The organism is Citrobacter sp. Cpo012 (genome assembly GCF_030333015.1).
In the GTDB taxonomy this organism is placed as follows: domain Bacteria; phylum Pseudomonadota; class Gammaproteobacteria; order Enterobacterales; family Enterobacteriaceae; genus Citrobacter; species Citrobacter portucalensis.
In genome coordinates this window covers 83,551-106,341 of sequence record NZ_JAOWGR010000011.1, presented here as the reverse complement: position 1 = coordinate 106,341, position 22,791 = coordinate 83,551, and the positions used below count along the sequence as shown (strand labels likewise).

Below are 22,791 nucleotides of genomic sequence, written 5' to 3'. Positions count from 1 at the left end.
CTACGCTTTTACAACGAGTAATTCATCCCAGCGGGTCGTATATCTCGGTGATAGCATGGCCTGCTTCATACGAAAATCCTGTTGAATGCCTTCCCCCAGTAAAAACAAAGATCCGCGCTTTTCTTTATTGAACCGGTCCATAACTTTCATCAGTGCCTGACTGCCAGGCCTGGCCGGGCGCGCATCAAACAGGCTGAGTTGCTCTGTGCCGTCAGTCATAGCGGAGAGCATTACCCCTGCTTTCGCATACGCTATCCCGGGTTTGTAAATGCGGTTCAGGATGGTCATGGCTGCATCAACCAGATCGCGGGTGTCCTGTGTAGCGGTAAGCGGCTCGATACCACAATTGCTGTAGCGGTTTTCACCTTGCGCATAATTGCTGCTCTGAATGAAGACTGTGATTTGACGGGTCCACGAGCCATCCTTGCGCAGCTGCTCTGCCGCCCGGGCGGTAAAAAATGAAACTGCCTCATGTAGCTTGCCTATCTCATTAAGGCGCTGACCAAAACTTCTGGAAACGATAATCTGTTGCCTGACAGGAGGAGACTCGTGCAGCCGGAAACATGGTTCGCCATGCAGTTCCCGCCAGGTACGCTCGATTTCAACGCCAAAGCTTTTACGTAAAAAGCGAACGTCGCTATTATAAAAATCACCGGCAGTGATGATCCCGAAAGCAGACAGGCGTTCACTAATCTTTCGACCAATACCCCATATTTCTCTGGTACTGATCAGGCTCAGGAGCTTCCTGATCCTGGCCTGATCAGTCAAAACTACAACCCCGCCTGTAGCTGCCCATCGTTTGCTCGCATAGGTGCATAATTTAGCGAGGGTTTTGGTGCTTGAACAACCCACACCACAGGTAAGGGACAGATTATGAAGAAGTGTACTTCTGATCAACCGGCCGTAATCTTCATAATCTATTATCTTGTTCATGTTTTTCAATAACATGAAATTTTCATCTATGCTATATCGACTCGATTGAGGCGCGAAGCTTTCCAGCGTTTCATGGAAGCGATTTGAGTAGTCTTCATACAAAGTAAAGTTAGAGCTCCGGACTTCGATCCGGTGTTGCTGAATCAAATCCCTGCACTTAAAAATTGGGGTCCCACGCTTAATACCAACGCTTTTAGCCAGTTTATTCATTGCAATGACGGACGAATCGTTATTGCTGGCTATGATGAGCGGCTTTTTTGACAGCTTGGGATCCATCGCACACTCAAATGCCGCATAGGCTCCGTTAATATCAACGTGCATGTACATGGCTGAACTGATTCAGTGCAAAGGTGACGACGCCCCATATCTCAAGGGATTCAGGATTTACACGTATCGGCTTACAGGCTGGATTAGAAGGCATCAAAAGCAGCTCAGGATACGTGTGTAAGATCTTTACCGTAAACTCTCCATCGACCAGCGCAACGACGATAGAGCCGTGTCGTGCTGTTAAAGACCGATCCACAACCAGTATTGCTCCATCATTGATACCGGCATTGATCATACTGAGGCCCGCCGCCCTGACAAAGAAGGTTGAGGGGCGGTTGCGGACTACATATTCATGCAAATTTAATTCATTATCTTCATGCCCGGCGCACGGACTCATCACTCCACAGCTTATTAAATCACTGAAAAAAGGTGCCATTTCGTAAGGCTTGTTGCTAATGTGCTCAAGGATAACAGACATAGCTACACTCGAATTCTTATACTGTATGTATAAACAGTATTGCGAGTTGAAGAGAAAAGATCAAATCTCTCCGGTAAAGCTATCAAGCCTGACGAAAAATTAAGCTTTATCATAAACACCAAAAACCATCTTTTACCGATAATGGCGAGCTGGCCTACGAAGAAGGTATACAAGCTAGGATGAAAGGATTCTGATGCCCCTACCACCAAACCTTTTCTCGCCAGAAGACCAGGCTGAGTACAATGCTTTTATGGCAAGATTCAGCGAGATAAATCACTATTATGATCATCGCACTGTCCCCGTGATTGACTGGTTCTTTAAACAAGCAACCGAGGCGTTGCATCACGAACTATGGATACCGGCCTGTACGAGCTTCCTGAACGGGATTGAAACATCACTCATGGTTACGTTGAAGTCGCTGATGCTGAAACCAACAGTTAACGATCAGCAGCCAGCTCCTGAGCTGGTGGACTTGGAGGGTATCTCCGTAATGAGTAATGCCTTACTGAAAAAGGCCAAGCAGGAAGGGGTGCCGGTAGAATTACTGTCATTTCCAGCCGAGCAGGATATGTTGGCTAAGGTAGCAGCCGGGAGAAAACCTGAAGCAGAAATTGTCAGGCTGAGAAACAACCTATGCCATGGCAACATTCTGGAGTTCATCATGTCTGTTGATATCGGTACTTCAGGCCCCATACGTATTTTTACTCCTGAATGCTGCCGTGAACTGGCGCATGAACTTTCGTCCATTTCCAGGAACTGGGTGGTAGGTTTGCACCAGTACTGGGTCGACAACAATCTGATTTCCCCCTGAAGCTCCTTGAACCTTGCTTTCAAAAGCCAGGTGTATGAAATCCTATTTGGATAATATTTAAAGCCAAAATATGGGGATCTCGTATTCGGTGACAGGCATGGTATAAATGATGTGTCTGAGCAACCATCATTGATAATCATGGAGTGAGTCATGAAATTAAAATACCTTCTGTTATGTGCAACTCTGTCTGTCGCCTTTACCTCCTCTGCGGTCCTTGCATCTGAAAACGGGAAAAAACCGATCCCGGGCAAATCAGATGTGATGGTTGCCGATATTTGTTTAAAACCTGAAATCCAAAGTGAAACCGATTATAAAAAAACGAAAGAACTGGTAAGGACTGAGTTTGAAGAAAACTTGCCTATTGGATCTAAAATCAAAGAAAAAGACCTGAATGCCGTAATTGAAGCCTTTGCTACTCGTAAAAGGGACACGCCGGAGCGAGCGGACCATTGCCAAGAAAACGTACGTGAAAGATACTGGGAAATGAACCCGGTGAAAGATAAATAAAATTCATTCACGTTGTATAATATAGAGGCTTCAATTCTGAAGCCTTTTTTATTTTCAGATTAACTTGATTCTGACAATAAGGAAATAAAAGTGAGCATCATCGCTTAACATTGGATAAGAAAAAGAGCCATCTTTTTATATTGGACAGGTTTGAATTTAAGGAATTTTGAATTCACTGTTTTCTGCGTTATTAGACGACAAAGGCAATCTGGTATGATTCACCTAACACACGAATCTGTAAGGAAAGGTATATGGGTGACCTGGTCAGCAAAAATAACATTGACCGTTTAGAGCGATTTCATTCTTTGCTGGCGGGTCAGTACTGGACGTCCACTGACAGCATCCCTGAAGAGGGTATTGTGGCAGGGGATACGCTGCTCATTACGTCTTTGCGTTACGTTGAAGATAAGCTGCACACAGTAATTCTACGCGCCCATCCCCGCGTTTACGGTCAGACTGTAGCTATTGTCACTGAAGACAGCAGCGGCAACCGTAGGGAACGTGGCAAAGAAATGCGAGAGCATCGCTTCCTGGTTAAGGATTTTCTGTCCAGTTTTGTATTTGAACCCGACCATAAGGTAATCCGGGATGCTGAACTCAGACAAGCTCAGGAAGAAGTGAATAGCCTACAGGCATCGCTTACAGCCCTCGTGAGCGATGCTCAGGGGCTAATTAGGTACAGATGACCGTGAAAACCCTGTGACGGGCATTAGCGTTGCGTTAGTGCCCTCTCAAGAGCAGCAGGCGATCACCTCCCTGGCAATTGGATCAGTTCAGAATGCTCTATCCTCTGGTATTTCAGATACCCGCATAGAACAAATCAGAGAAGCGGCCTTAAAAGAAGGCCAGATCAGCACAGCCATCAGCAAAATCATCACACAACGAACGCAGGCAATCGCTAATGCCAGCAAAAGAATGCTGCCCTATTTCGAGGAAGTTGCAGCGGCAAGTCTGGCCACTACAGAAGAAGCCATGGAATATGTGAAGAAAATCCACGATGGCGTTGGCAGTCTGGAACTGTATACCGGCAAAGATGTTGAGGTAGTGAATATCGTGAAGGGTGAATCCGCTCCATCACACCTCCCGCTCCAGGTCGTTCAGGCAAAGCTGATGGTGGATGAAGAGCTGGCTGTATGGTGCGATCTCGATAGCTGGTTCGACTTCTCTGATATGGAAAAATTTCATGAAACTTTACGAACCAGCCCCGGGCTGGTGGAGCAGATTTTTCCGTCCGAACGTTCCATCGTATGTATGGCCACAACACGACGTTATATCGATTACCGCGATCCCTGGGAAAATCATGTCCGCAATGACAGGAACCGGGTTGTATTCCTTCTGATCCGGGACGGTCAAAATATTCATCAGGTTTACTCTTCGGTAGAAAGCCATCTTGGGGCTTCGCAGCTATTCCCTTCCGCCAGCGAACAGGAAGCACATTTCCAGGGGATTGATGGCAGCACCATAAAGTTTGAGGACGTCAGTTATACCGACCGACTGAAGCAGCATGATCTTATGGCACTTCACTACCGACGTTTCCTGATCCTTATCTGCGGCCTCGATCACCGGCTCAAACTATTTGGTGATTTCTATGATACCAATACCCCTTTCAGTTTTCTGAGCCTTGAGTTCCAGGAACGGTATTTCCAGTTTCTGCACGACAAAGATGGTTCTGGCCTTTTGGGTATGGCTGAGACACGGCCGTCCCTGCAAAGTTATCTCGAACAGGCAAACTCATGCCTTCAGTCCGGATCCCGGGTAATGTGCAACTGGGATTCGTTGATGAACCCAGTGACAGCACCAGGAGCAGTGCAGGAAGACAACAGCTACTCTGGCTATAAATGGCTTGGGAGAACCCATAAAAACTATGAGCCGGTTATTGCATTCCGCCAGGGAGACGATATCTGTGTCAACGCAACAGTAAACAGATACTCAACGGATCGAGATTTCAATTGTAAGGTGAATTTGTCTTTATTTAAGGAGTCCAGCAGGAATGATGCTGAACTGGGTTTCCTGTGCATGGATACCATTAAAGCGGAGGAGCTCGAATGGTACATTCACAGACGTAAATTCAGGTCTAATCACCTGTTTTACATTCGCTTCTTCAAGATGGCTTTAAATTATATTCGTGCCGAGCGTGAGGCAGAAGAACCGTACCGGCAGATGCTGAGCCAGGCTCTGGCCGATGGAAATATTGGCCAGCCTAATCTGAGATCAGAGTTGATAGATCGATGCATTGTAGCCTGGCGAGCTGATAACAGGGGGGCGACGCTGGAAGCTGCCATGAGTACAGAGAAGGGCTCCAAAGAGCTCCTGAACCAGCTCTATATGCTCGCTGATGTGGGGCTCAAACAACTTCCCGGGGTTCGTAATTTTATCAGCAGCAAAGGCTATGAGCTGGTCAGGTTATCGGTAAATGCTTCAGGGAAACTTGTTGCATATGCCGCACCAGCAAATTTTGAATGCGACAACCGGATGGAAGGGCATGCCTGGGTTCATCGAATGGTACTTGCTACATCCCGAAATGGCTTAAACGTCACTCATCAACGTTTTGCGAAAATGAAACACTTCTTACCAGCTGAAAACACCCTGTTCGAAGATGAACAGCTGGTGGCCACATGGTCGGGCAAAAAGACTGCTTTCAAAAGCTTCGAAGAGAAGCAGCGTTATTTTGATACATGCTCCCGTGGCGCTCAGGCTCTTAAGCAGTTTTTAAAGCTGAACGATCCGGTGATTTACACCAATCTGCTTGGCCAGTGGATTGAGGCCTATGAAAGTATCAATGAAACCAGTGAGTACGTACAGCAAGTAAACCTGATGGCTCCTGTTGCGGTCAAGAGCGAAAAAGGTAAAGCCAGCCTCATCTATATTGGCACTAAAGACCTGGCCGACTGGTTTTATCAGAAAGCGCCGACACCCGAGTTGCAGGCGCTGTTCCTTGAGGAATACCTCTCAAAATTTGAAAATAAAGAGGTCAATAAAGAAAAGCTACTTTCACGCAGAAATACCGCTCCGTCTCTCAGTTTTTACACCATGGACAACGGGGAAGTACCAGATGAAATCCTCGTCACCAAATCAGTTGATAATGCCAGACGGTGGTATTCAGGAATGTTCACAAGCATGCCAACGATGTTAAATGACCAGTGGTCCTGCCATGTTGCGCATTTTTCCCGTAACGGAAAACTCTATTTGACGCCTGATCTGGTCACTGATGAAGGGGAACCTGGCTTTGATGAAATACTCGGGTATCCGCGCCCGGAGGGGCTGGTACCGGTAACCGTGTGTGAGTTTGAAATTGACCACTTTAACCGACGTGGCACTGATGCGAATGGTGATAAGGTGAATATTACACAATGGGTCGATATTTATCAGGGTGAGCGTGAGGTTACGGAACTGCTGGGGCCTATTTCTGAAGAAGGGGTGAACATCAAAACCTACAGGATGGACTCTCTTGAGCAGGCGATGAATAACATCTCCCGGGGCTCAACGCGCCTCAGACCGTCAACGGAGAATAGCGAGTGGCAACAACCAGCAGAAGGTGTGAGCCGCTATGTACTTCGGTCATGGTAGAACGCGGGGGCAGATGCCATCAAAACATCAAACAAAAAAGCCATTACAAGCACAAAGACCCCTTATCACTCAAATTTGAAAGAGGGTAAGGCTTTATGATGGGAACCCGGATTATCGCCCATATCGCCGGAGTAACAGGCATAAAAATTGTTTAATCTTTATGCCAGCGCTTCGGCATTTGCTGGCAAGGAGACAGTCTTGAAAGACCATATCGTACCCCCACGAAAAACTAGCGCGAGTTTATCTTATCAACTCAAACGTATTGGGCGCATGCTCCTTCTTTTACTGAGCTTGGCTTTTATAGTTTACGGATTCGTACTGGCTTTCCATCCGCCGCTAACAACCTGGCTACTTCAACCCGGTGGACACTTTGCCCCAGATGATCGATTCATACTGGTTAGTGTTAAGGTTCAGTTTACAACCGGAATAATGGGGCTAATTGTTTGGCGCTTATGGTAACAGTGGCAAGCAATGATGAGAGAAGGATAACGTTGCTCAGCTCCATCCGGTTTACTGATTGCTTTAAATAGAAGGCAGTCATTCCTACATCAGAAAGGAGAAGTATAGATGGTAGAGGCACGTTATCAAGGCAAGCCTGTTAACAGTCTTCCTGAAGAAGCTTTTGCTGAAGGGTTATCGCGATCCGGTTTAAGCCCCGTTCTGCTACTGACATCCCCGACCACAGTACCCGTTACTACGGATGAGCGCTGGTGGCTCGCAAAGGAAAACGTGTCAGGACATTACGGCAGGATTTTTTATGCTGCGGTGCGGGAACTGGTCATAAGGTCGGAAATCCTGTCAGCAGTGAAAAGTATTGCGGATGAGAATTTCACGTCCGAACACATGGGTTACTTCGAGCGACTTACATCTAATGAAAAAGAAGTCGTGTTTAGCGATTATCTTCGCACTCTCGCTGAATGCGGTCTTACCTGCACTGCGAAGAATCTTGTCAAACTGACGCAGGATTTATACCCGATTGATGCCACTCCTGACAACATTAGAAAGCTATCCACGGACAGGGATGCACTGAACGAACTACACATTAATGGTATGGTACTTTTTATTACCGGCCCTGCGCTTTGACTATGGAGATAAAACACGCGGTGTTATCCCTGTTAAGGGTTTAGGTAACATTCTTCTATAACTACAGAAAAATAGAGGTCTAACATGATAGTAAATAAAAACAGGTTTATGCATAAAAACGGGAAAAGGTTTAAGTCCATCGGAAGGTATTTAAGATTTTGGCAAGCAGTAGCGTCCTCTGGTTTACCCATAAACATGGTAATACGGGAAAAACCATACCAACTTATGGTCGCTTTGATTGCTTTATATACGGCCATCCCTGTTGTTACAATAGTAATTTTATCTGGTCAGCAATCGCATAAGTTGGAACTAATTGCTGTGCATTTCATTACATTTATCACGATGGTGTTTGTTTTGCGTCGTAAGATGGGGAAACGTTGGCTGGATTTATTTGAAGAAAAATTAGCCATTTATAAACCTAATGATAAGCTCGCGCTTAGCGAATTAGACGAAAGCATACGTGAGAAAAATGGGCTAGACTTGCAGGATCTACAAGATTGGTACTGGAAAGAGAAGATGACATATGCGTATCACAAAGAACATAAAACAACCATAAGCTATCAAAAATTCAAGTAGCATTTTAAAATGTCAGGGGAGGGCTATTGTGATTTATTAAGTCGGCAAGGTTATTAGGTAGGGGTGTTCAATATGATAAATTCTTCGAGTGTGGTTATTTCAAGAGTTGTTATGGTCCTTTGAGATAGCTAATTATCATTACAGACTTTATCGAAAGGTATGAATTATGAACATTACCGACAAAGAACTTAGCTCAAATACAGTGAGTCAGTATGGATGGAACTTAGGAGAGTTCAATCACTCAACACCTTTTACATCTCATTTTATTTATATCACCGACTATCATAAAGATAATACATGGATGATTTCACTTTCGCAGGAGGATTTTAATACGACCAAAATTTCAACATCGTTAAGTCTAGATGCCTGTGTGTCCATGCTCGGAAAGATACTAAAAAAAATGTCTAACAAAATCGGTATCTCACAAACGGAAGAATCTGAATTCGCATTTCTTTTAACAAACTATATTAAACAAACTTTGACTTTTAGAGAATGGCAACGCAATGCTGAAGGAAATCAACGACTGCACTTTCTTATTAATATCTACGGTGCAAAAGAAGACGGTGGCGAAGTGGTTTTAAGACCATTTATTGTAAATCCTGATGAATTAATGCTTACTCCAGCGGATGTCGTTGAATTTAATTCGCAGGTTATCAAAGTTGATCGGCAGCGTCATCCTGAGTGGTTCCGTTAACAGGTCACAAGGGTTAAGAGCCTGAAAGGCTGCGATAGGGGATACGCAGCCTATTCTGTATAGCCGTCGAGTAATAATTGTTCTAAATGACTATCGACCGTTTCCTGATCACCAGGAATATAACGAGGCCATCCTGTTATATCGTTGACGCGTTTCACAATGTATGGATGAAACCCAAACTGCTCGGAAGTGATGTCAATATAATATTGCACTTCTTCGAAATTTAATTCGCACCAATAATGGCCAAAGCCACCACTCTCTGTAAATATACCGCCATCATCTGCACCGTTACCCCCACGAACAACAGCATCTAGACCTTTAGATTTTGCGAAATAACATACAAGATAGCTTGCAAAAAGGCATGTGCCTGTCGTCTTCTCTGTGCCGCACTCCGTTAAAATTGAAAGTAGCTTTTCATGCGCCACTCTTGCAATGTCTGATACCAAATCCCGGGACATGTTAGCTCCAGTGAAATTGTTAGATCGACTTAAACAGATAATAACTCAATATTTTCATGAAGTACTTGTGGGTTCTTAAACCAATAGCCGGAACCACACATCCAGGGTTCACCTGGGAAAACAAAACCTTCTTGAATAAGGTATTTGCGGAATAGGGGAGGCAGTACATTTTCAATTTTCAAAATGTAATTTTGTTCATCTGCAATACATTTCAATTCTGCAAGAAGCGCTCTTAAAATGCCTGTGCCGGGCTCTTTAACTGAGATAGTAGAAACAACCATGACCGGATATCCCAGGACCGAACACATGCCTGCTCTTGCCCGGATGTAGAGCTCCTCGAAATGGTGTAAGCCGTGTACATGAGAAGACCTTATGGGTATCTTACCATCTGATGCCTGCGTTATAAGGTCGGCGAAAACCTTTTTGATTTTCAGCAAATCTGCCTGAAAATTTTTATCGTTTAAAGGATAATCGGAAAGCGAATTTGTCATGTGATATCTTATGTTTATAAAAGTAAACGATTATCTTAATTCTATTCTAAGACCTATAAAAGTAACTTTCTTCATTACCACTCAGTTCTTAATTTCAGGGATATCATGTGAGTGCCGTTTGAACCAGTCTATTGTCGACTCAGGAATAGTTAGTCTGTCCGAAAAACCATCTGAGATAAAGCTAAGGAGGTCTTTATCTAACAGCTTAGCGGGGACGATTTTATGTTTTTCATACAGATAATTTATCTCATCCGAATTGGCAGGAAAAATCCCATGCGGAGCAGTGTCGGAAACTGACGTCCCGTCAGAAAGGTTTACCCACATCCTTAACCGGTAGTCGATTATATAACCATCTAGCATCAGCCAGAGATGAGGATACAAACAAAATCCATTGTGCTGGCCGCGAACGGTGCCAAGAATTCGTTCATGAGGGATACAGGCTTTTACAAGAGCATTACTTATTATCATGGTATGCCCATCGCATTCCAGTGGAGCCTCGTCCATTAAAAGGAAGGCATTATGAAGGTCAACAAGATGGCTTGGTAATATAATACTCATTTTATTTTTTAATAATTTCACACGGTTTTCATCGAAAATAGTAATCCCGCCAGTTATATTCTGATTCGTCAATATTAGTCGCAAGAGTCTGTAGCATTCGATGTCCATCAGGGACTTTTGAAATGAAAGTCTGCATCATTTCAAATGATATATTGTCAGAAATATCAATTCTAATGAAGTCCTTTTCTTCAATATAGGTTATACAAAAGTGCTTAAATACACCATTTATAAAATGCTGAGATAGAATTGATTGAAGGTGCTCTCTATCAGATTCAACTTCGGAATGTAAAAAGTATGTTTTCATTTAGACGCCCTCACTTTCATAAATTGATAGTACTTACAAATGCACTTAAAAGCAAGGGTGAAAAAAACAAAGAGTTTGACCTTTATGAGGATTGCTAGGTTAAAGGAGGCATTCAAATCCTCCATATGAAATCTCATTCCTGTTTTTTAGGAATTAAAGGCCACAAAGGAAAATGTAGCCAAATTAAAAGTCACCCAATTAGTAATTATTATGATCGATGAACCCGCGTATAATCTCATTTGTTGTAATTCTCGTGATATATATCTGATAGACATTTATTTTTTTAATGTCTTGTTGACTCACAACACCATATAAGCAACTCTTAGACTGGTTTAACACGGCGCTTCCACTTACTCCATTTTGGAAAAAACCAGTCAAACCATCAGAACCCACGATGCCTTTATAATAGTAGGTAGAGTCGGGAGAGGCATACGTATTTGAAAGAGTATTATACATGCCAGATAAAACCCAAACAGACTCACCTGGAGCAAGCGGTTTTTCACATACTGGAAGCCTCCAATTAGGTGGGGCTTTAACAAGACTATTTTTTTCTACTTTTAATAGAGCAAGATCCCGGTTCTGAGGATTATCAATATTGATAACTGTTGCTTGTTGACTCCCATTCCTTGTTATTATACTTAGACTATAATCCTTGCTTGCATCAAGCCATAAATGTGAGGCGGTAAGAATATGTTGTTCATCGATCCAAGTGCCTGAACCGGAAATTGTCATATTTCCAGACTTTATTTGAATTTTTACAGCAGAGTCCGAAAGCTCAAAATCATTGTGGTGCATACTTTGTTCATGATGATTATCGGTGGAACAAGCAGAAATCATTAAGGCTGAAAGTGCTAAAACCGTTCTATACATAGTCAGTTTCCTTCGAATGAGGCGAGTTTGGTTTCAAGAATATTTTATCCAGCGAGGAATTGTGCTAGCGTGTTATCTTCGTACTGTGGATATATCTGCTTCATCATGCCAAAAGCAGCAACCGCTACGCTTTCTAAGTCGGAATAGAATTTAGGCTCCGTATTAAGATCATCACCATTCTTCAGAACGCCCTCGAAGCAGCTATAATCATTTCCGAACTCCTGAACAATAATCCAGCGACCATCACGGCAACCAACGAGCATAACCGCTGAATTAGGATAGTCGCCAGCAGGCGTTAGCCAATCAAAGTGATAGTGGTCTATCGTGTCATATTTCAGATGTACATTCATTATTCCTCCGCTGTCGATTACATTATTTAAGTTTTTTCAAGGCCTCAAAAGATGCGAGGTAGGAATTATAGCGATCACCAAATTTTTCTATCGCACGCTTAACGCGCATTTTCTCCGCGAGTTCAGTCTTGTTTTCGGCCTGGTAGGACCTATTATTTTGCATCTTTAATTCTTCCCCTGGGCCTGCTGCGTACGTTTTGTTTTTCTCACTTAATATGGAGTGCGTAACTCGTCGGCTGGTATGAGGTTTGCTCATTGCCGACCGTAAGGATGAGTGGAGCAGGGAACAACATGGCCGGGGGCGATAAGCTTGAGACAACTGAGACATCCTCAGAGAGGTTCGTGGATATGAAGAAAATAGCTCTTAAACATAACGCCAGCAAACTAAAGATTAAGAGGGGGCTTAACCCTATGATTTTATGCGAGCCATCTAAGTTCATGAAGTAAGTTAACAATCAACATGATTTAACATAATCCTCGTTATGTGCACTTAAGTTATTGATTCATATATGGTTATTTTTTAACATTTACGTTTCAAGTACTGATAGATTGCCTTTGAAGCCAACGCTGACCGTCATTCATCTTGATCAGGAATTTGGGCATCTTCTAAAAACACCTTTGTACGGTAATCATCTTTCCAGCCTAACCAAACTGAATCTTCACCACCGGAAGAAACAACTTTACGGTTTCCTGTGAGATTATCAGCCTGTTCTAAGCATATTGACTGCATATCAATGAGCAAATCAGCTTCTGCGACTTCCGTGCCGCCGATCGTTTCATAGCCGGAAATCAGAACAATTGCCTCAGGGTCTCTTTCGTTCAGCATGGCGATCAACTCTTTCACTTTCATTTTAAGATACCAGTAGTTTATTTGTGTGCATTGCTGATGGATTTTATAGTGCTGCCGACCTTTTTCAAGGTGCTTCCGTTGCTTCCAACGATCATGCTAACGACCTTGTTGTCTGACCTGGTATTGCCGTGGTCATCCTTTTAGAGAAATGCTCCAAAGATCAACATGGCGGCATAGGTTTTCCAGCTTGACCAATCAATCGTGGAACCAAGCAACAGATAGAATGCCAGGGCTACCAGCCCCAGCTTTACTACTAGCGCGATTATTATGGTGAAGATAGACTCATCGCGTTCGCCTTTAAGTATTTTATACCGCGTAATTAAACTGTCGTTTTTCATGTAGCATCCGTTATAGTTATTAAAGTCCTGCATTAGAAGTTGTTATTTGCCGAAGTTACCTTGTATGAGTTAACTGTGGATCCAAAAATACAAAATATAAGCTGTGCCAATTGAAAGGATTAGAAAAGCACAGTTACTAATAAAATCTACTAATGCTTGTAGCTTCTTTATTCTCACAATTGCTGGACCGTGTTCAGTAGAGGTACTACTCAGCCCTTTTGTTCTGGCACTCTCTGCTTTTCTGAAAAAATTGTAATGCAATCCTGACCGCAAGCAAAACCATGCCAAACCAGTCGTTATTACGATATTTATGTAGAAAGCATATTGAATCATTTGTTCAGTTTCGAAGCTTTCCATTGAAAACCCTTTGTTGAAATGTTGAATAAAATTATTTTTAGTAAATGTAAGCAATAAATAGAACGAATATTAATAGTGAAAGATGCAATGCCAACATCTGCTTATGATGCCTTATGAGGATTTCTTCCTTCGCATTCATTAAATCGTACATCTCATCAATATTTTTATTGCTGGTATATTCGAGACGTTCATCACGAAGTAATTTGAACTTTACCAATACGACAAGTGATTTAATAATAAAGCTCGTAAGCATAACAGTTATAGACAAAAATAAAAAATAGGCCAAATTCATATATCACTCCATGGAGATTAATAGAAAAATTTATAATAAGTAATCTCATAGAGCATTACTTGAATCTTCTTCCCATACTAAGGACTCACCGAGAAACTTAGTTAAAGATGATTTGGCATACTGTGGTTCGGAAAAAAAACGTGGGAACCAGCCGTCAAAGCTTTGGGTACCATTGTGACGATTTTCAGGCGAGACTGATAAGCGGTACCCGTCTTCGTAAGGTGAAATGCTAAATGTGTATCCATCATCTGTCTTTGAGATCAGCGTTTTGCATGTCATATGACTGTTTGCTCACAAAGTTACTTTTCTAAGATATCGAAAAGTGTGGATTAGATCATCATTCAGATAGTCTTTTCATCACAAACTTTCCTGCCCACATTATCACAATTATAAAGGTAATAAAACCGATCTGCTCCCAACCTAAATTGGTTTGCTGTTCGGAATCATCCAAATGAATTGCATAAATGTAACATCCGAAGGTAAGCGTGAGTGGAACAACAAGCATCCCTACCTTTTTAGTAATATTTCCAATAAACCACCAATAAAGAACCCAGGAAATAATAGAAGAATAAAAAATTGCTTCTGAAACTATCATATGTAACCTCTTGAATTAGTCGATGCTGTGGGTAAATAAACCCGGACCGTCAAATGATGCAATTGCAAAATATTTAGTAACCATGAATCCTTCGGTTATCTATTTCAGCCATGTATGCAGTAGGCTTTTTTAAGAGATAGATTGGTGAAACGACATTCGTTTTGACTTTATAAGCCAGAATGAAAACACCTGCGGAGCTTGCCATAAGTACCGCAAGAAGAATAGATACCGTTAACTCCTTTGGTGTTTGTATCACCGAAAGAAGAAACAATGCGCTTATGGCTGCAAAAATCCAGCAATATAATGATGCATCCATAAAACCAGCTACAACACTCGATCCAAAAAAAAACCAAAATAAACTTATTAAGATTACTGAGTTTTCATTCATGTCTGTTCCTTGTTATTACTAATTATATTATGCTTTATAGTTGACCGTCAGACTACCCACGGGTTTTGACGAACAAAGTCACGCACTCCATTTATACATGCTTTTGAGATGACTTCAAAATAAGGATGGTTTGATGGAATCATATTCCCGGTATTATCAAGAAGCATAATAGTCCCTAAAGACCGAACCAGTTGATATTCATTGAGCTTACGCTTTAGCAAAGTTTGCAATCTATAAATTGTCTCACCGGAACTGTTACCTTCGATACCTACAACAGAGACCGTACAGTTCACTTCCTGATTATCAGATTGATAATCGAACCAGTAATTTTCGTTGCAATTTCCTTTTTGCGCATGCTCAATTTTGCCAGGCCATTTTACCCATAAAGAAGAGTTGTTTTTAGATCGTAAGATCTGCTTCAGCGTTTCCAATGGATTTTTTTCATCAACCTCAGACCAGGCCGAAATAAATTCTTTCTGCATTGCCTTAGGGTCTATAACGGCAATGAAATCAAATTCCTCTTTATTGATAGAGTTGGCTCGATCTTTGAGATAAAACAGACCGAGTTTATATCCCTTTTCACTTTTCCAGTTTGCTCCCACAGGCTGATAGTCTGTATTTATAAACGGTTTGAAAGTGTGAGTGTCGGGAGAAAAAATTACTGAGGGTGCCAGCACCCGGCCTCGGTATCGTATTGGATTTACAAATATTTTTTCCCCGTCACATAACATTTCAATAATTGCTTTTGTCACAACTACTGAAATAGAAGGTCTACATGTATTTTGATTTATTTCCCCGAGGTGCGCCAAACTTCCATCCTCACTCTTCAACACCTTTGTAAGGCAAGTCGGGCAATACTGTTGATCTCTATAATAAACAGGCATGGTTAGACGACCGGAATCGTTTAGTACCAACTGAAGTAACGGATGAGGCTCTTTCATCATGGTTATTTCTTCTCTTTCACCTTTCTGGGCTTTTCGTTTGCCTGTCTCCACTGCCATGGTGGGACAGGGTTGGTGTCTGCCCATAACCCTTTTGCCTCCTTTTGTGCTGCGGATTCATATTTGATATAGCCAGGGACAATGGCGTTATCTTCGAACCGATAAACCCACGCATATCCACTGTCCACCATAGAGGCATTGATATCATATCCATCTAACCAGATGGTACCTAACATACGGCCATAGATATCCGTACCATGGTCTATCACGGTAACGATTTTAGTTGCTATAGCTGTGGTTAAGGCCTGTTTTGCTTTTTGGCCAAAAGCCTGTTTAGATTCAGGAGCGTCTATACCATACATCCGTATTTTGATGGTTGTGTTTTGAGCATCCAACGCAGTTATGGTGTCACCGTCAACAATCTTAACCACCTTTGCCTCAAAAGTTGTTGAGTTCCCCCAGGACGCCACTGGGAATACAACAATCATGATGGGCAAAAGTAACTTTGTAAAAAAAAACATCATTTCACCTGGATTTGTTGAGTACAGACATGTATCCACAAGCCTATTTACAGGCAGTATTTTAACAAGTCATTATTTCATGGGCGGGCTTAAAACCAATCTTTTTGCAACTTAAAGGCAGAATAATCACAATAAATTTAGAACCTGAACCAAAAAATAATCCAAATTAAGCGTGTTAATCTATCTCAAAGATATTATTCCTGAGAGAGTTTGGATGAAACGTTACACTCATGATCTTGAGACAGACCTGAATGATGTGGATAAAACACCATCTCTGATCCACAAAACTTTGTTAACAGCTTCGACTATTTATGACCTGAAATATCTGGCTCAGGTATTAAATGATGAAAATGGCAGTAATTGGTCCCGTGCATCCCTTAAACGTCAGGTTACATGCATACCTGAGCATTGTGATCTGAGTATCGCAGATGGACGCTATCTACAGACTTTAATACCTTCACGACCTGCTGATTATGAGGACAGGCACTTTAGCTTTATCGATCTGTTTGCAGGGATAGGTGGACTGCGAAGCGGATTTGATGCCATCGGTGGTAAATGTCTTTTCACGAGCGAATGGAATACTTATTCCAGCCGTACTTACCGGGCGAACTGGTATTGCGATGAGAACGAGCACCGCTTCAATTCAGACATCCGTGACATCACTCTTAGCAACCGGCCCGAGGTTACTGATGACGAGGCATACAAATTTATCGATGCCTCTATCCCGGATCATGATGTTCTTCTTGCGGGATTTCCATGCCAGCCATTCAGCATCGCCGGTGTCAGTAAAAAGAACTCTATGGGTCGCAAACACGGTTTCGAGTGCGACACTCAGGGTACGCTCTTCTTTGATGTGGCCAGGATCATCCGGGCAAAACAACCTGCAATTTTTGTTCTGGAAAACGTAAAAAATCTGAAGAGTCACGATAAGGGTAATACCTTTAACATCATCATGAAAACGCTCGATGAGCTTGGCTACGACGTCGCAAACAGCGAAAGCACGGGCGCGGATGATCCTAAAGTCATCGATGGCCGTCATTTCCGACCCCAGCACCGTGAACGTATCGTCCTTATTGGTTTTCGCCGCGACCTACGTCTGAAAGACGGTTTTACTCTGAGAGACATTAAAGACTTTTATCCGGACAAGCGCCCTTCTCTCTCAGATTTACTGGATCCGAGCGTAGATAGTAAATACATCCTCTCCCCTAAACTCTGGGAGTACTTATACAACTATGCAAAGAAACATGCGGCAAAAGGCAATGGTTTTGGTTTTGGACTAGTAGATCCTTCCAATGTTAATAGTGTCACCAGAACCCTCTCAAGCCGCTATATGAAAGACGGATCTGAAATTCTTATTGATCGGGGCTGGTCTCATGAGCTGGGAGAAACTGATTTCCATAACACATACAACATGGACCGTCGGCCACGCATGCTAACGCCACGTGAATGCAGCAGGCTAATGGGCTTCGATAAACCCGGGGAAAGTGTTTTCCGTATCCCTGTGTCCAATACACAGGCTTACAGACAGTTTGGGAACTCCGTGGTCGTTGATGTCTTTGCGGCCGTCGCCAAACTGCTGAAGTCTCGAATTGAATTTGCAGCCTCCCAGCGCTTGCGGCAGTTTTACGACGAAGTCAGCTGACCTGAGCTCCTTCATCAATTTAAATGCTTAAGATTGTTGTAATAATGTCAGAGGTCAACCATGACGTATTTCGAATCAGCTGAAGGTGAGACGGTATCTAAAGAACGAGCATTACAAGAACTGTCCAGGCATTGCGTTCCCGAAACAGATTTCGAAGAATTCTTTAGCGACATGGGCGTAAAGGAACAGTATGACGCTCAGGAAGTGTTGCTTTGGTTGGGATATTAAACTTCCTGTTTAGGAGACTACTATGAGCCAAAAATTCGCAGTGATGATTGCTTACGACGACGATCCAAACGTCAAAAGGTATTCACCTGACTTTCAAACGCAGGATGAGTTTGCTAAAGGGTGGCAGTCGGCTCTTAAAAAGGCACACCACACCTCAGGTCAAAAATCAGTCATCACCTGCGGATGTCGTGGAAAAGGAGAAAAGCGACTTTATGTTCGTGCTTTACCGAACGGTGATGCCTTTATTCTCGTCAAAGCCGCTAACACGGGCATTGAGCATGATCCTTCCTGTGTATTCTTCTCCCTTGATGCCCGGCATACCGGCCTGAAAGGATATGCGAGTGGTGTGGTCCGGATTACAACCGAAGGTGATATGGCTGTAAGGCTCGGTATCGGTATGACAGAGAAAGATCCTCCTGAAAAATCAGAAGTGCCTCCCCTGCCCCATGTTCAGCGACCAGAAGGAGGTCAGGCCTCAATGACCCTCCTGGGCTTGCTTAGTCTTTTGTGGACAGAGTCTGGTCTGAATGTCTGGTACCCGAAAATGGCAGGGAAACGTAACGATTCACTGGTACGGTATCGTCTGCTTGAAACCGCTAAACAAATTCGTACCGGCAGAGCCTGCATAGGTGACCATTTATTCATTGGTATACCTGACCCGAAACAACCTGTCGCTCAGTCGCAAATTCAGCGTCTTTCATCACAGGCGATGAGTGATAAACGTCTCATGCTCCTGTCAGTTTTACCTCGCTACGATGCTGAAAAGCATGAGAAGCCACTTAAATTTTTACCCCTGCGGAATTTTGGGGGGCTACCGCTGATTTTTTTCAATTCAGAAGGCCATTGGGATAGCGTAAAGAAACGATTTTCATCGGAGTACGCAGCATGGAAATCCGGGGCGAAAATAGTTGTCTTTGCGTTGACGTCACCAGCTGCGGTAACCGGCAGAGGCCCTTCTGTAAGAGCTCATCAAATTGTGCTGATGCACGTTAGCGAGAACTGGATACCTCTGGACTCCTCCTATGAGGCGGTTGTTGCAGAAAAGCTGGATGCAGAGCACCGGCAGTACGTTAAGCCCATGCGTTATGATGCGAGTATTAGTGAGGTGTTCCCTGACTTCTACCTGCTCGACACAAAAAGCGATAAGCCGTTCCCGATGGAAGTATTTGGTATGGCCACTCCTGCTTATCTGGCCCGAAAGCAACTCAAAAAAGATTATTACAACCGTGAATATGGGCCTTATGGATGGTGGCACTGGGATGCGACCACAGCATCTGAAACTATGGTGCTGCCTCATTTTCCAGAATCACGTAAACCTCTTTCAACTGGCACACCTGCTTAAAATGGAGAAAAAATGTCATACATGCTTTCACTAAGCGAACAGACAAAACTGAACGCTTTCCTGTCAGGGATCCTTGATGATTACAAGACTGGGGTTATCACTCAGATACAAGCTGTTGGTAAAATCGGTAACGTGTTTTCTGCACTGGAAAGTGGAGACTCAAAAAAGGTAGTGCATTTGTTGACTGAAGGACGAAAACTCCTGCGGACGGGCTGAATGTCCGCAGAAGGTCTACTGTGCCAGGGGATGCAGAGAAGTCTATCAACCTGGCTTCATTTATCATGATGTTTTTCTACTACGCGGCTGTTTTGACTTTCCAGTACCTCCCCCTGCCATTGCACCAGTCAATGTATCAATGGTGCCTTTCAGGGATTCTGAGATTGTTTTCTCTGCCTCCAGGGTAGCTTCCAGCTTCATTACTTTGGACTGGAGCGTTTTTAATTCACTGCTTTGTTCAGCCACTTCCGCTTCATAGCCCTGGCTGACCAAAGTTACTTTTTTCAGGTCGGCGCTCAGCGACTCGTTTAGTTTATGGAGTTCAGTAAGCTCGGCATTCACCGCCACCAGGTCACCCTCCTTCCCGGACAGTGCACTTTTCAGCTCAGCACAGAGGTTCTGTGCAGCAATCAATTCCTGTTCAAACCTGTCCCTCTCTGCCTTTGTATCTGACACAGTCTGACTTAACTGGTCGCATTGTCTGGAAAGACCGGCATTATCAGAACGCTGAGTGTTGATCTCTTCGTTCAGCTTTTTTTGATATTCAAGGTGACCAGCGATCTCTGTTTTACGTTCAGCCAGTTGCTGGGAGAGTGAGTCATTTGACTGCTGTGCGAGGCTTAATTCATGCCGTGTGCTATCTAACTGGTGATGGCAGGTTTCGAGTTCTGCTTCGGCAACATTCAGCCTTGTTTCTAACTCCTTGACGGTACTGTCCCGGATCTCTAATCGACCCTGTAGCGCCTGATTCTCAAGTTTCAGCTCATCCATATCGGTAGCGCTTTGCTCAAGCCGCTGTAAAAGCTGCGTTACCTCCTCCTCCAGCTGCATGCTACGTGCTTCAGCTTTTTTAACACTATCACTCTGTATTGCGGTATAGCTTCTACGGTAGTGCCAGGTGATGTACGAGATAATATCGCCGAGTGCAACCTTCACCTCATCGGGTATATCCAGGTAACGGGCCTCTTCAGGAACCTCTTTAACATACTTCTGGTACTCAGCGAACATCTCCTGTGACCTTGCAAACGAGCCGCCAACAGCGTTTCTGAGCCAGTGAACTTTGAAGCTCAGATCGATATTTTCCGGGTTAATTTTTTTCTCTTCGCACAGACGTTCGATTGCATTGAAGTAATCGATCATCGCAATAGATGAGTACCTTGAACGACCCATTTCCTTTGATTTTTCTGTGGATTCGCTGCGGATGTCATTCTGCACCTCTGGCGAGGTAGCATCGTTCAGGCTTTTTTCTTTATCGTTTTCGATCATCATTTTTTTCCTGCGGCCGGAAGCTGGTTTGCAAAATATATGCTGATAAGATCGTTCAGAGCATTCAGAAGCGAGATACTGTCGATACAAATATGAACGTTTCCATTCTCAAACAGGCGACACCGCCAGCCATTCTCATCGCAGACCTCGCCTGTGAAATCTGTATTTCTCATGGCCGTCAGCCTGTCGACCATACTCAGCCCACCGCCGGTTGCAGGTGTTGGAGTATCAGAACAGATGCATACAATATTCTCAAAGTCGCGTAAACAAAAGTGATTGTCCTGCGAGAAACCGTTGTACCTCAGTACGTTCACACCAGGAAAAATCCCCCGAAGAACAAGCTTTTTCGGCATTGTATATTGCCGTGCATTGCTTTTAAAACTTCGGTCAAGCTTGTTGAGAACATCAACGAAACCTTCTGCAAGCGTGTCTCGTCTGTTAGCCAGTGCATGCTGTAATGTTCCCTTAACAATCTCCAGGGAAGCGACGGGCGGATCCGTACGTAGGGATTCGTTAAAGGCTTCTTTTTGCTTATGGTTCCAGTACCGGTCCATACCTGTTTCTTCAAAGAGCCTTTTCCACGTTTTACGGTCAATTTCCTTACGCCCCTCCTCGATGGTGCGATCCAGTGACGACGGAAGACCAAATGCGTTGGGCTGCATAATTCTGCTGGTGAAGAGAGAGAGACCGCACAGTTCCGACGCTTCCGAGATTAACCGCATCCCTTCTTCGAATTTCTGCATGGCCATATCCCGGGCGCTGATGAGCTGCCCTGTCCGGCTCGCCGGTACTGGCTCAGAACCCTGGTTTTGAGTCATTTTACACTCCATTTTGGTATGTCAGAACATTTTGATTTGAGCAAAGGTAGGGACCCTCTAAAACTAATAGAATTTACGTAGAAACGCGTTTAGTAAAGGCTTTACTAATTACTAATGACTAACATATTAGCACTTTCAGATCTGTCAGCAATAACCCCGGGCGGCGAAATAATGAGAAGAGTTCTTACGGAGAGCCTTTTCTTTCTATCTGATTGATTTTTAACACTTTTAAATGTCAGCTTTATGTAAACCTGTGGGATTTACTCCTAATTAAATCCCATAGTATGAAAAACGGGCAATTTTATGCCTTTATGACGTGACGTTGTCACGTCTTGCGATAAAATTTAGTCACTAGTAAAGAGTTAACTAGTGACTACCTGCCTGATCGGAGTGCTTGAACGGTGGACTCCAGGCCGGATATGCAAATGGTGAGAGATATACAGAAAATGATGGACCGGTTTAATAAGCCAGCCTTTCTTGGGCGGATTGATGCTGTTGAACACGCTATAAAGCGAAAATGCCCCTTTTTAACCTATAGGTAGGGCACTATGAGTAAGATACAATCAAATCGCCAGTCAGATGGCTAATTTCATTTTGACCAAAGCGTGCTATTACTAGCGCTCTCGGTGAGACGAGGCTTCAATGACAAGTACACTTGACCCATCACACGAGCAAATCGAAATGTGGCGCAGAGCTACCGGTTCCGAAGGTGGACTCAACGAATACCGCAACTGGGTTCTGGAAAATAGTATGAGATTTACAGCATACGGTATCCATACCGTTATCGTCGAAGGTGAGGCGAAGCATATAACAGCGCTTGATGATGTTACCCTCTGTAACGAGTGGGCGAAGCTTAAAAGAGAAAACAATAGGCTTTACGCAGCAAATGAAAAAATTTGCTCTGGCTGGCGTGGTTTTGTGTTGCGTTTGTTAGGAATAACACTGCCATGCAGAAAACCGGTCATCTTACTGGGGGTAGATGGGAAGAATCAAAATGATGCCGTGAAAGGGGCTGATTTGTAATTTTCAGGCGAGCCCACCGTTCTTAGA

At 43.5% G+C, this 22,791-nt stretch carries 27 protein-coding genes; 12 read left to right on the top strand and 15 right to left on the bottom strand.

Annotation, left to right across the window (positions count from 1 at the left end):
- Positions 1-1,254, bottom strand: coding sequence for a translesion error-prone DNA polymerase V subunit UmuC (gene umuC / locus OGX90_RS00590; protein WP_233099145.1), 1,254 nt, complete (start codon positions 1,252-1,254; stop codon positions 1-3).
- Positions 1,244-1,678 carry a translesion error-prone DNA polymerase V autoproteolytic subunit gene (gene umuD, locus OGX90_RS00585; RefSeq protein ID WP_047744984.1) on the bottom strand — a complete coding sequence of 145 codons (435 nt, stop codon included), beginning with the start codon at positions 1,676-1,678 and terminating at the stop codon, positions 1,244-1,246. The genes umuC and umuD overlap by 11 nt, the downstream gene beginning before the upstream one ends.
- Before the next feature lie 193 nt (positions 1,679-1,871).
- On the opposite strand from umuD, the gene OGX90_RS00580 reads away from it, so the two are divergent.
- From OGX90_RS00580 to OGX90_RS00550, 7 genes are all read left to right on the top strand, one after another.
- Entirely contained in the window at positions 1,872-2,489 is a 618-nt protein-coding gene (locus OGX90_RS00580) for a hypothetical protein (protein WP_047744985.1), read from the top strand.
- A gap of 150 nt (positions 2,490-2,639) precedes the next feature.
- Positions 2,640-2,996, top strand: coding sequence for a hypothetical protein (locus OGX90_RS00575; RefSeq protein ID WP_042896188.1), 357 nt, complete (start codon positions 2,640-2,642; stop codon positions 2,994-2,996).
- Positions 2,997-3,247: 251 nt separating this feature from the next.
- Entirely contained in the window at positions 3,248-3,682 is a 435-nt protein-coding gene (locus OGX90_RS00570) for a hypothetical protein (protein ID WP_286622944.1), read from the top strand.
- A 13-nt stretch (positions 3,683-3,695) separates the two neighbouring features.
- A complete protein-coding gene (locus tag OGX90_RS00565; protein ID WP_286622942.1) occupies positions 3,696-6,563 on the top strand; it encodes a hypothetical protein in 2,868 nt (955 codons plus the stop codon).
- 567 nt (positions 6,564-7,130) lie between these two features.
- The gene (locus tag OGX90_RS00560) at positions 7,131-7,646 is read left to right on the top strand and encodes a hypothetical protein (protein ID WP_020833778.1); all 516 of its coding nucleotides are present in this window, start codon (positions 7,131-7,133) and stop codon (positions 7,644-7,646) included.
- Between the two features lie 84 nt (positions 7,647-7,730).
- The gene (locus OGX90_RS00555) at positions 7,731-8,222 is read left to right on the top strand and encodes a hypothetical protein (RefSeq protein WP_047744987.1); all 492 of its coding nucleotides are present in this window, start codon (positions 7,731-7,733) and stop codon (positions 8,220-8,222) included.
- 166 nt (positions 8,223-8,388) lie between these two features.
- Complete coding sequence (locus OGX90_RS00550) at positions 8,389-8,916, top strand: hypothetical protein (RefSeq protein WP_001027750.1); 528 nt, start codon at positions 8,389-8,391, stop codon at positions 8,914-8,916.
- Between the two features lie 50 nt (positions 8,917-8,966).
- On the opposite strand, the gene OGX90_RS00545 is transcribed toward OGX90_RS00550, so the two are convergent.
- The 11 genes from OGX90_RS00545 to OGX90_RS00495 all read right to left on the bottom strand — a co-directional run bounded on the left by OGX90_RS00545 (position 8,967) and on the right by OGX90_RS00495 (position 16,229).
- Positions 8,967-9,374 (bottom strand): hypothetical protein, encoded by a 408-nt coding sequence (locus OGX90_RS00545; RefSeq protein WP_047744988.1) that lies wholly within the window; start codon positions 9,372-9,374, stop codon positions 8,967-8,969.
- A gap of 29 nt (positions 9,375-9,403) precedes the next feature.
- Positions 9,404-9,865: a hypothetical protein gene (locus tag OGX90_RS00540; protein WP_065366462.1), complete on the bottom strand. Its 462-nt coding sequence runs from the start codon at positions 9,863-9,865 to the stop codon at positions 9,404-9,406.
- Positions 9,866-9,946: 81 nt separating this feature from the next.
- Positions 9,947-10,444, bottom strand: coding sequence for a hypothetical protein (locus tag OGX90_RS00535; protein WP_112924510.1), 498 nt, complete (start codon positions 10,442-10,444; stop codon positions 9,947-9,949).
- A 481-nt stretch (positions 10,445-10,925) separates the two neighbouring features.
- On the bottom strand, positions 10,926-11,597 hold the full coding sequence (locus tag OGX90_RS00530; protein ID WP_047744989.1) for a S1 family peptidase: 672 nt from the start codon (positions 11,595-11,597) through the stop codon (positions 10,926-10,928).
- A gap of 44 nt (positions 11,598-11,641) precedes the next feature.
- Positions 11,642-11,947 carry a hypothetical protein gene (locus OGX90_RS00525; protein ID WP_020833781.1) on the bottom strand — a complete coding sequence of 102 codons (306 nt, stop codon included), beginning with the start codon at positions 11,945-11,947 and terminating at the stop codon, positions 11,642-11,644.
- Positions 11,948-12,521: 574 nt separating this feature from the next.
- Positions 12,522-12,797: a hypothetical protein gene (locus OGX90_RS00520; RefSeq protein ID WP_000864986.1), complete on the bottom strand. Its 276-nt coding sequence runs from the start codon at positions 12,795-12,797 to the stop codon at positions 12,522-12,524.
- A 140-nt stretch (positions 12,798-12,937) separates the two neighbouring features.
- Positions 12,938-13,135 (bottom strand): hypothetical protein, encoded by a 198-nt coding sequence (locus OGX90_RS00515; RefSeq protein ID WP_001371914.1) that lies wholly within the window; start codon positions 13,133-13,135, stop codon positions 12,938-12,940.
- A gap of 986 nt (positions 13,136-14,121) precedes the next feature.
- Entirely contained in the window at positions 14,122-14,379 is a 258-nt protein-coding gene (locus OGX90_RS00510; RefSeq protein WP_020833785.1) for a hypothetical protein, read from the bottom strand.
- Positions 14,380-14,452: 73 nt separating this feature from the next.
- The gene (locus OGX90_RS00505) at positions 14,453-14,767 is read right to left on the bottom strand and encodes a hypothetical protein (RefSeq protein ID WP_001005009.1); all 315 of its coding nucleotides are present in this window, start codon (positions 14,765-14,767) and stop codon (positions 14,453-14,455) included.
- Between the two features lie 47 nt (positions 14,768-14,814).
- A complete protein-coding gene (locus tag OGX90_RS00500; RefSeq protein WP_000975181.1) occupies positions 14,815-15,711 on the bottom strand; it encodes a hypothetical protein in 897 nt (298 codons plus the stop codon).
- 2 nt (positions 15,712-15,713) lie between these two features.
- Positions 15,714-16,229, bottom strand: coding sequence for a thermonuclease family protein (locus tag OGX90_RS00495; RefSeq protein WP_011152982.1), 516 nt, complete (start codon positions 16,227-16,229; stop codon positions 15,714-15,716).
- Positions 16,230-16,443: 214 nt separating this feature from the next.
- Here OGX90_RS00495 and OGX90_RS00490 point away from each other — a divergent pair, with 214 nt between their 5' ends.
- Genes OGX90_RS00490 through OGX90_RS00475 form a run of 4 tightly spaced genes read left to right on the top strand, consistent with a single transcriptional unit; the run spans position 16,444 to position 19,657 of the window.
- Complete coding sequence (locus OGX90_RS00490; protein WP_000833380.1) at positions 16,444-17,871, top strand: DNA cytosine methyltransferase; 1,428 nt, start codon at positions 16,444-16,446, stop codon at positions 17,869-17,871.
- Positions 17,872-17,931: 60 nt separating this feature from the next.
- Positions 17,932-18,099 (top strand): hypothetical protein, encoded by a 168-nt coding sequence (locus tag OGX90_RS00485; protein ID WP_000220758.1) that lies wholly within the window; start codon positions 17,932-17,934, stop codon positions 18,097-18,099.
- A 22-nt stretch (positions 18,100-18,121) separates the two neighbouring features.
- The gene (locus tag OGX90_RS00480; protein WP_286622919.1) at positions 18,122-19,441 is read left to right on the top strand and encodes a DUF1173 family protein; all 1,320 of its coding nucleotides are present in this window, start codon (positions 18,122-18,124) and stop codon (positions 19,439-19,441) included.
- A gap of 12 nt (positions 19,442-19,453) precedes the next feature.
- Positions 19,454-19,657, top strand: coding sequence for a hypothetical protein (locus OGX90_RS00475; protein WP_000121164.1), 204 nt, complete (start codon positions 19,454-19,456; stop codon positions 19,655-19,657).
- 63 nt (positions 19,658-19,720) lie between these two features.
- Here OGX90_RS00475 and OGX90_RS00470 read toward each other — a convergent pair whose 3' ends face one another.
- On the bottom strand, positions 19,721-20,923 hold the full coding sequence (locus tag OGX90_RS00470) for a coiled-coil domain-containing protein (protein ID WP_000571923.1): 1,203 nt from the start codon (positions 20,921-20,923) through the stop codon (positions 19,721-19,723).
- Entirely contained in the window at positions 20,923-21,741 is an 819-nt protein-coding gene (locus tag OGX90_RS00465; RefSeq protein ID WP_000193208.1) for a DUF4942 domain-containing protein, read from the bottom strand. The genes OGX90_RS00470 and OGX90_RS00465 overlap by 1 nt, the downstream gene beginning before the upstream one ends.
- Before the next feature lie 642 nt (positions 21,742-22,383).
- On the opposite strand from OGX90_RS00465, the gene OGX90_RS00460 reads away from it, so the two are divergent.
- Entirely contained in the window at positions 22,384-22,764 is a 381-nt protein-coding gene (locus tag OGX90_RS00460; protein WP_084833453.1) for a hypothetical protein, read from the top strand.
- The last annotated feature ends 27 nt before the right edge of the window (positions 22,765-22,791 follow it).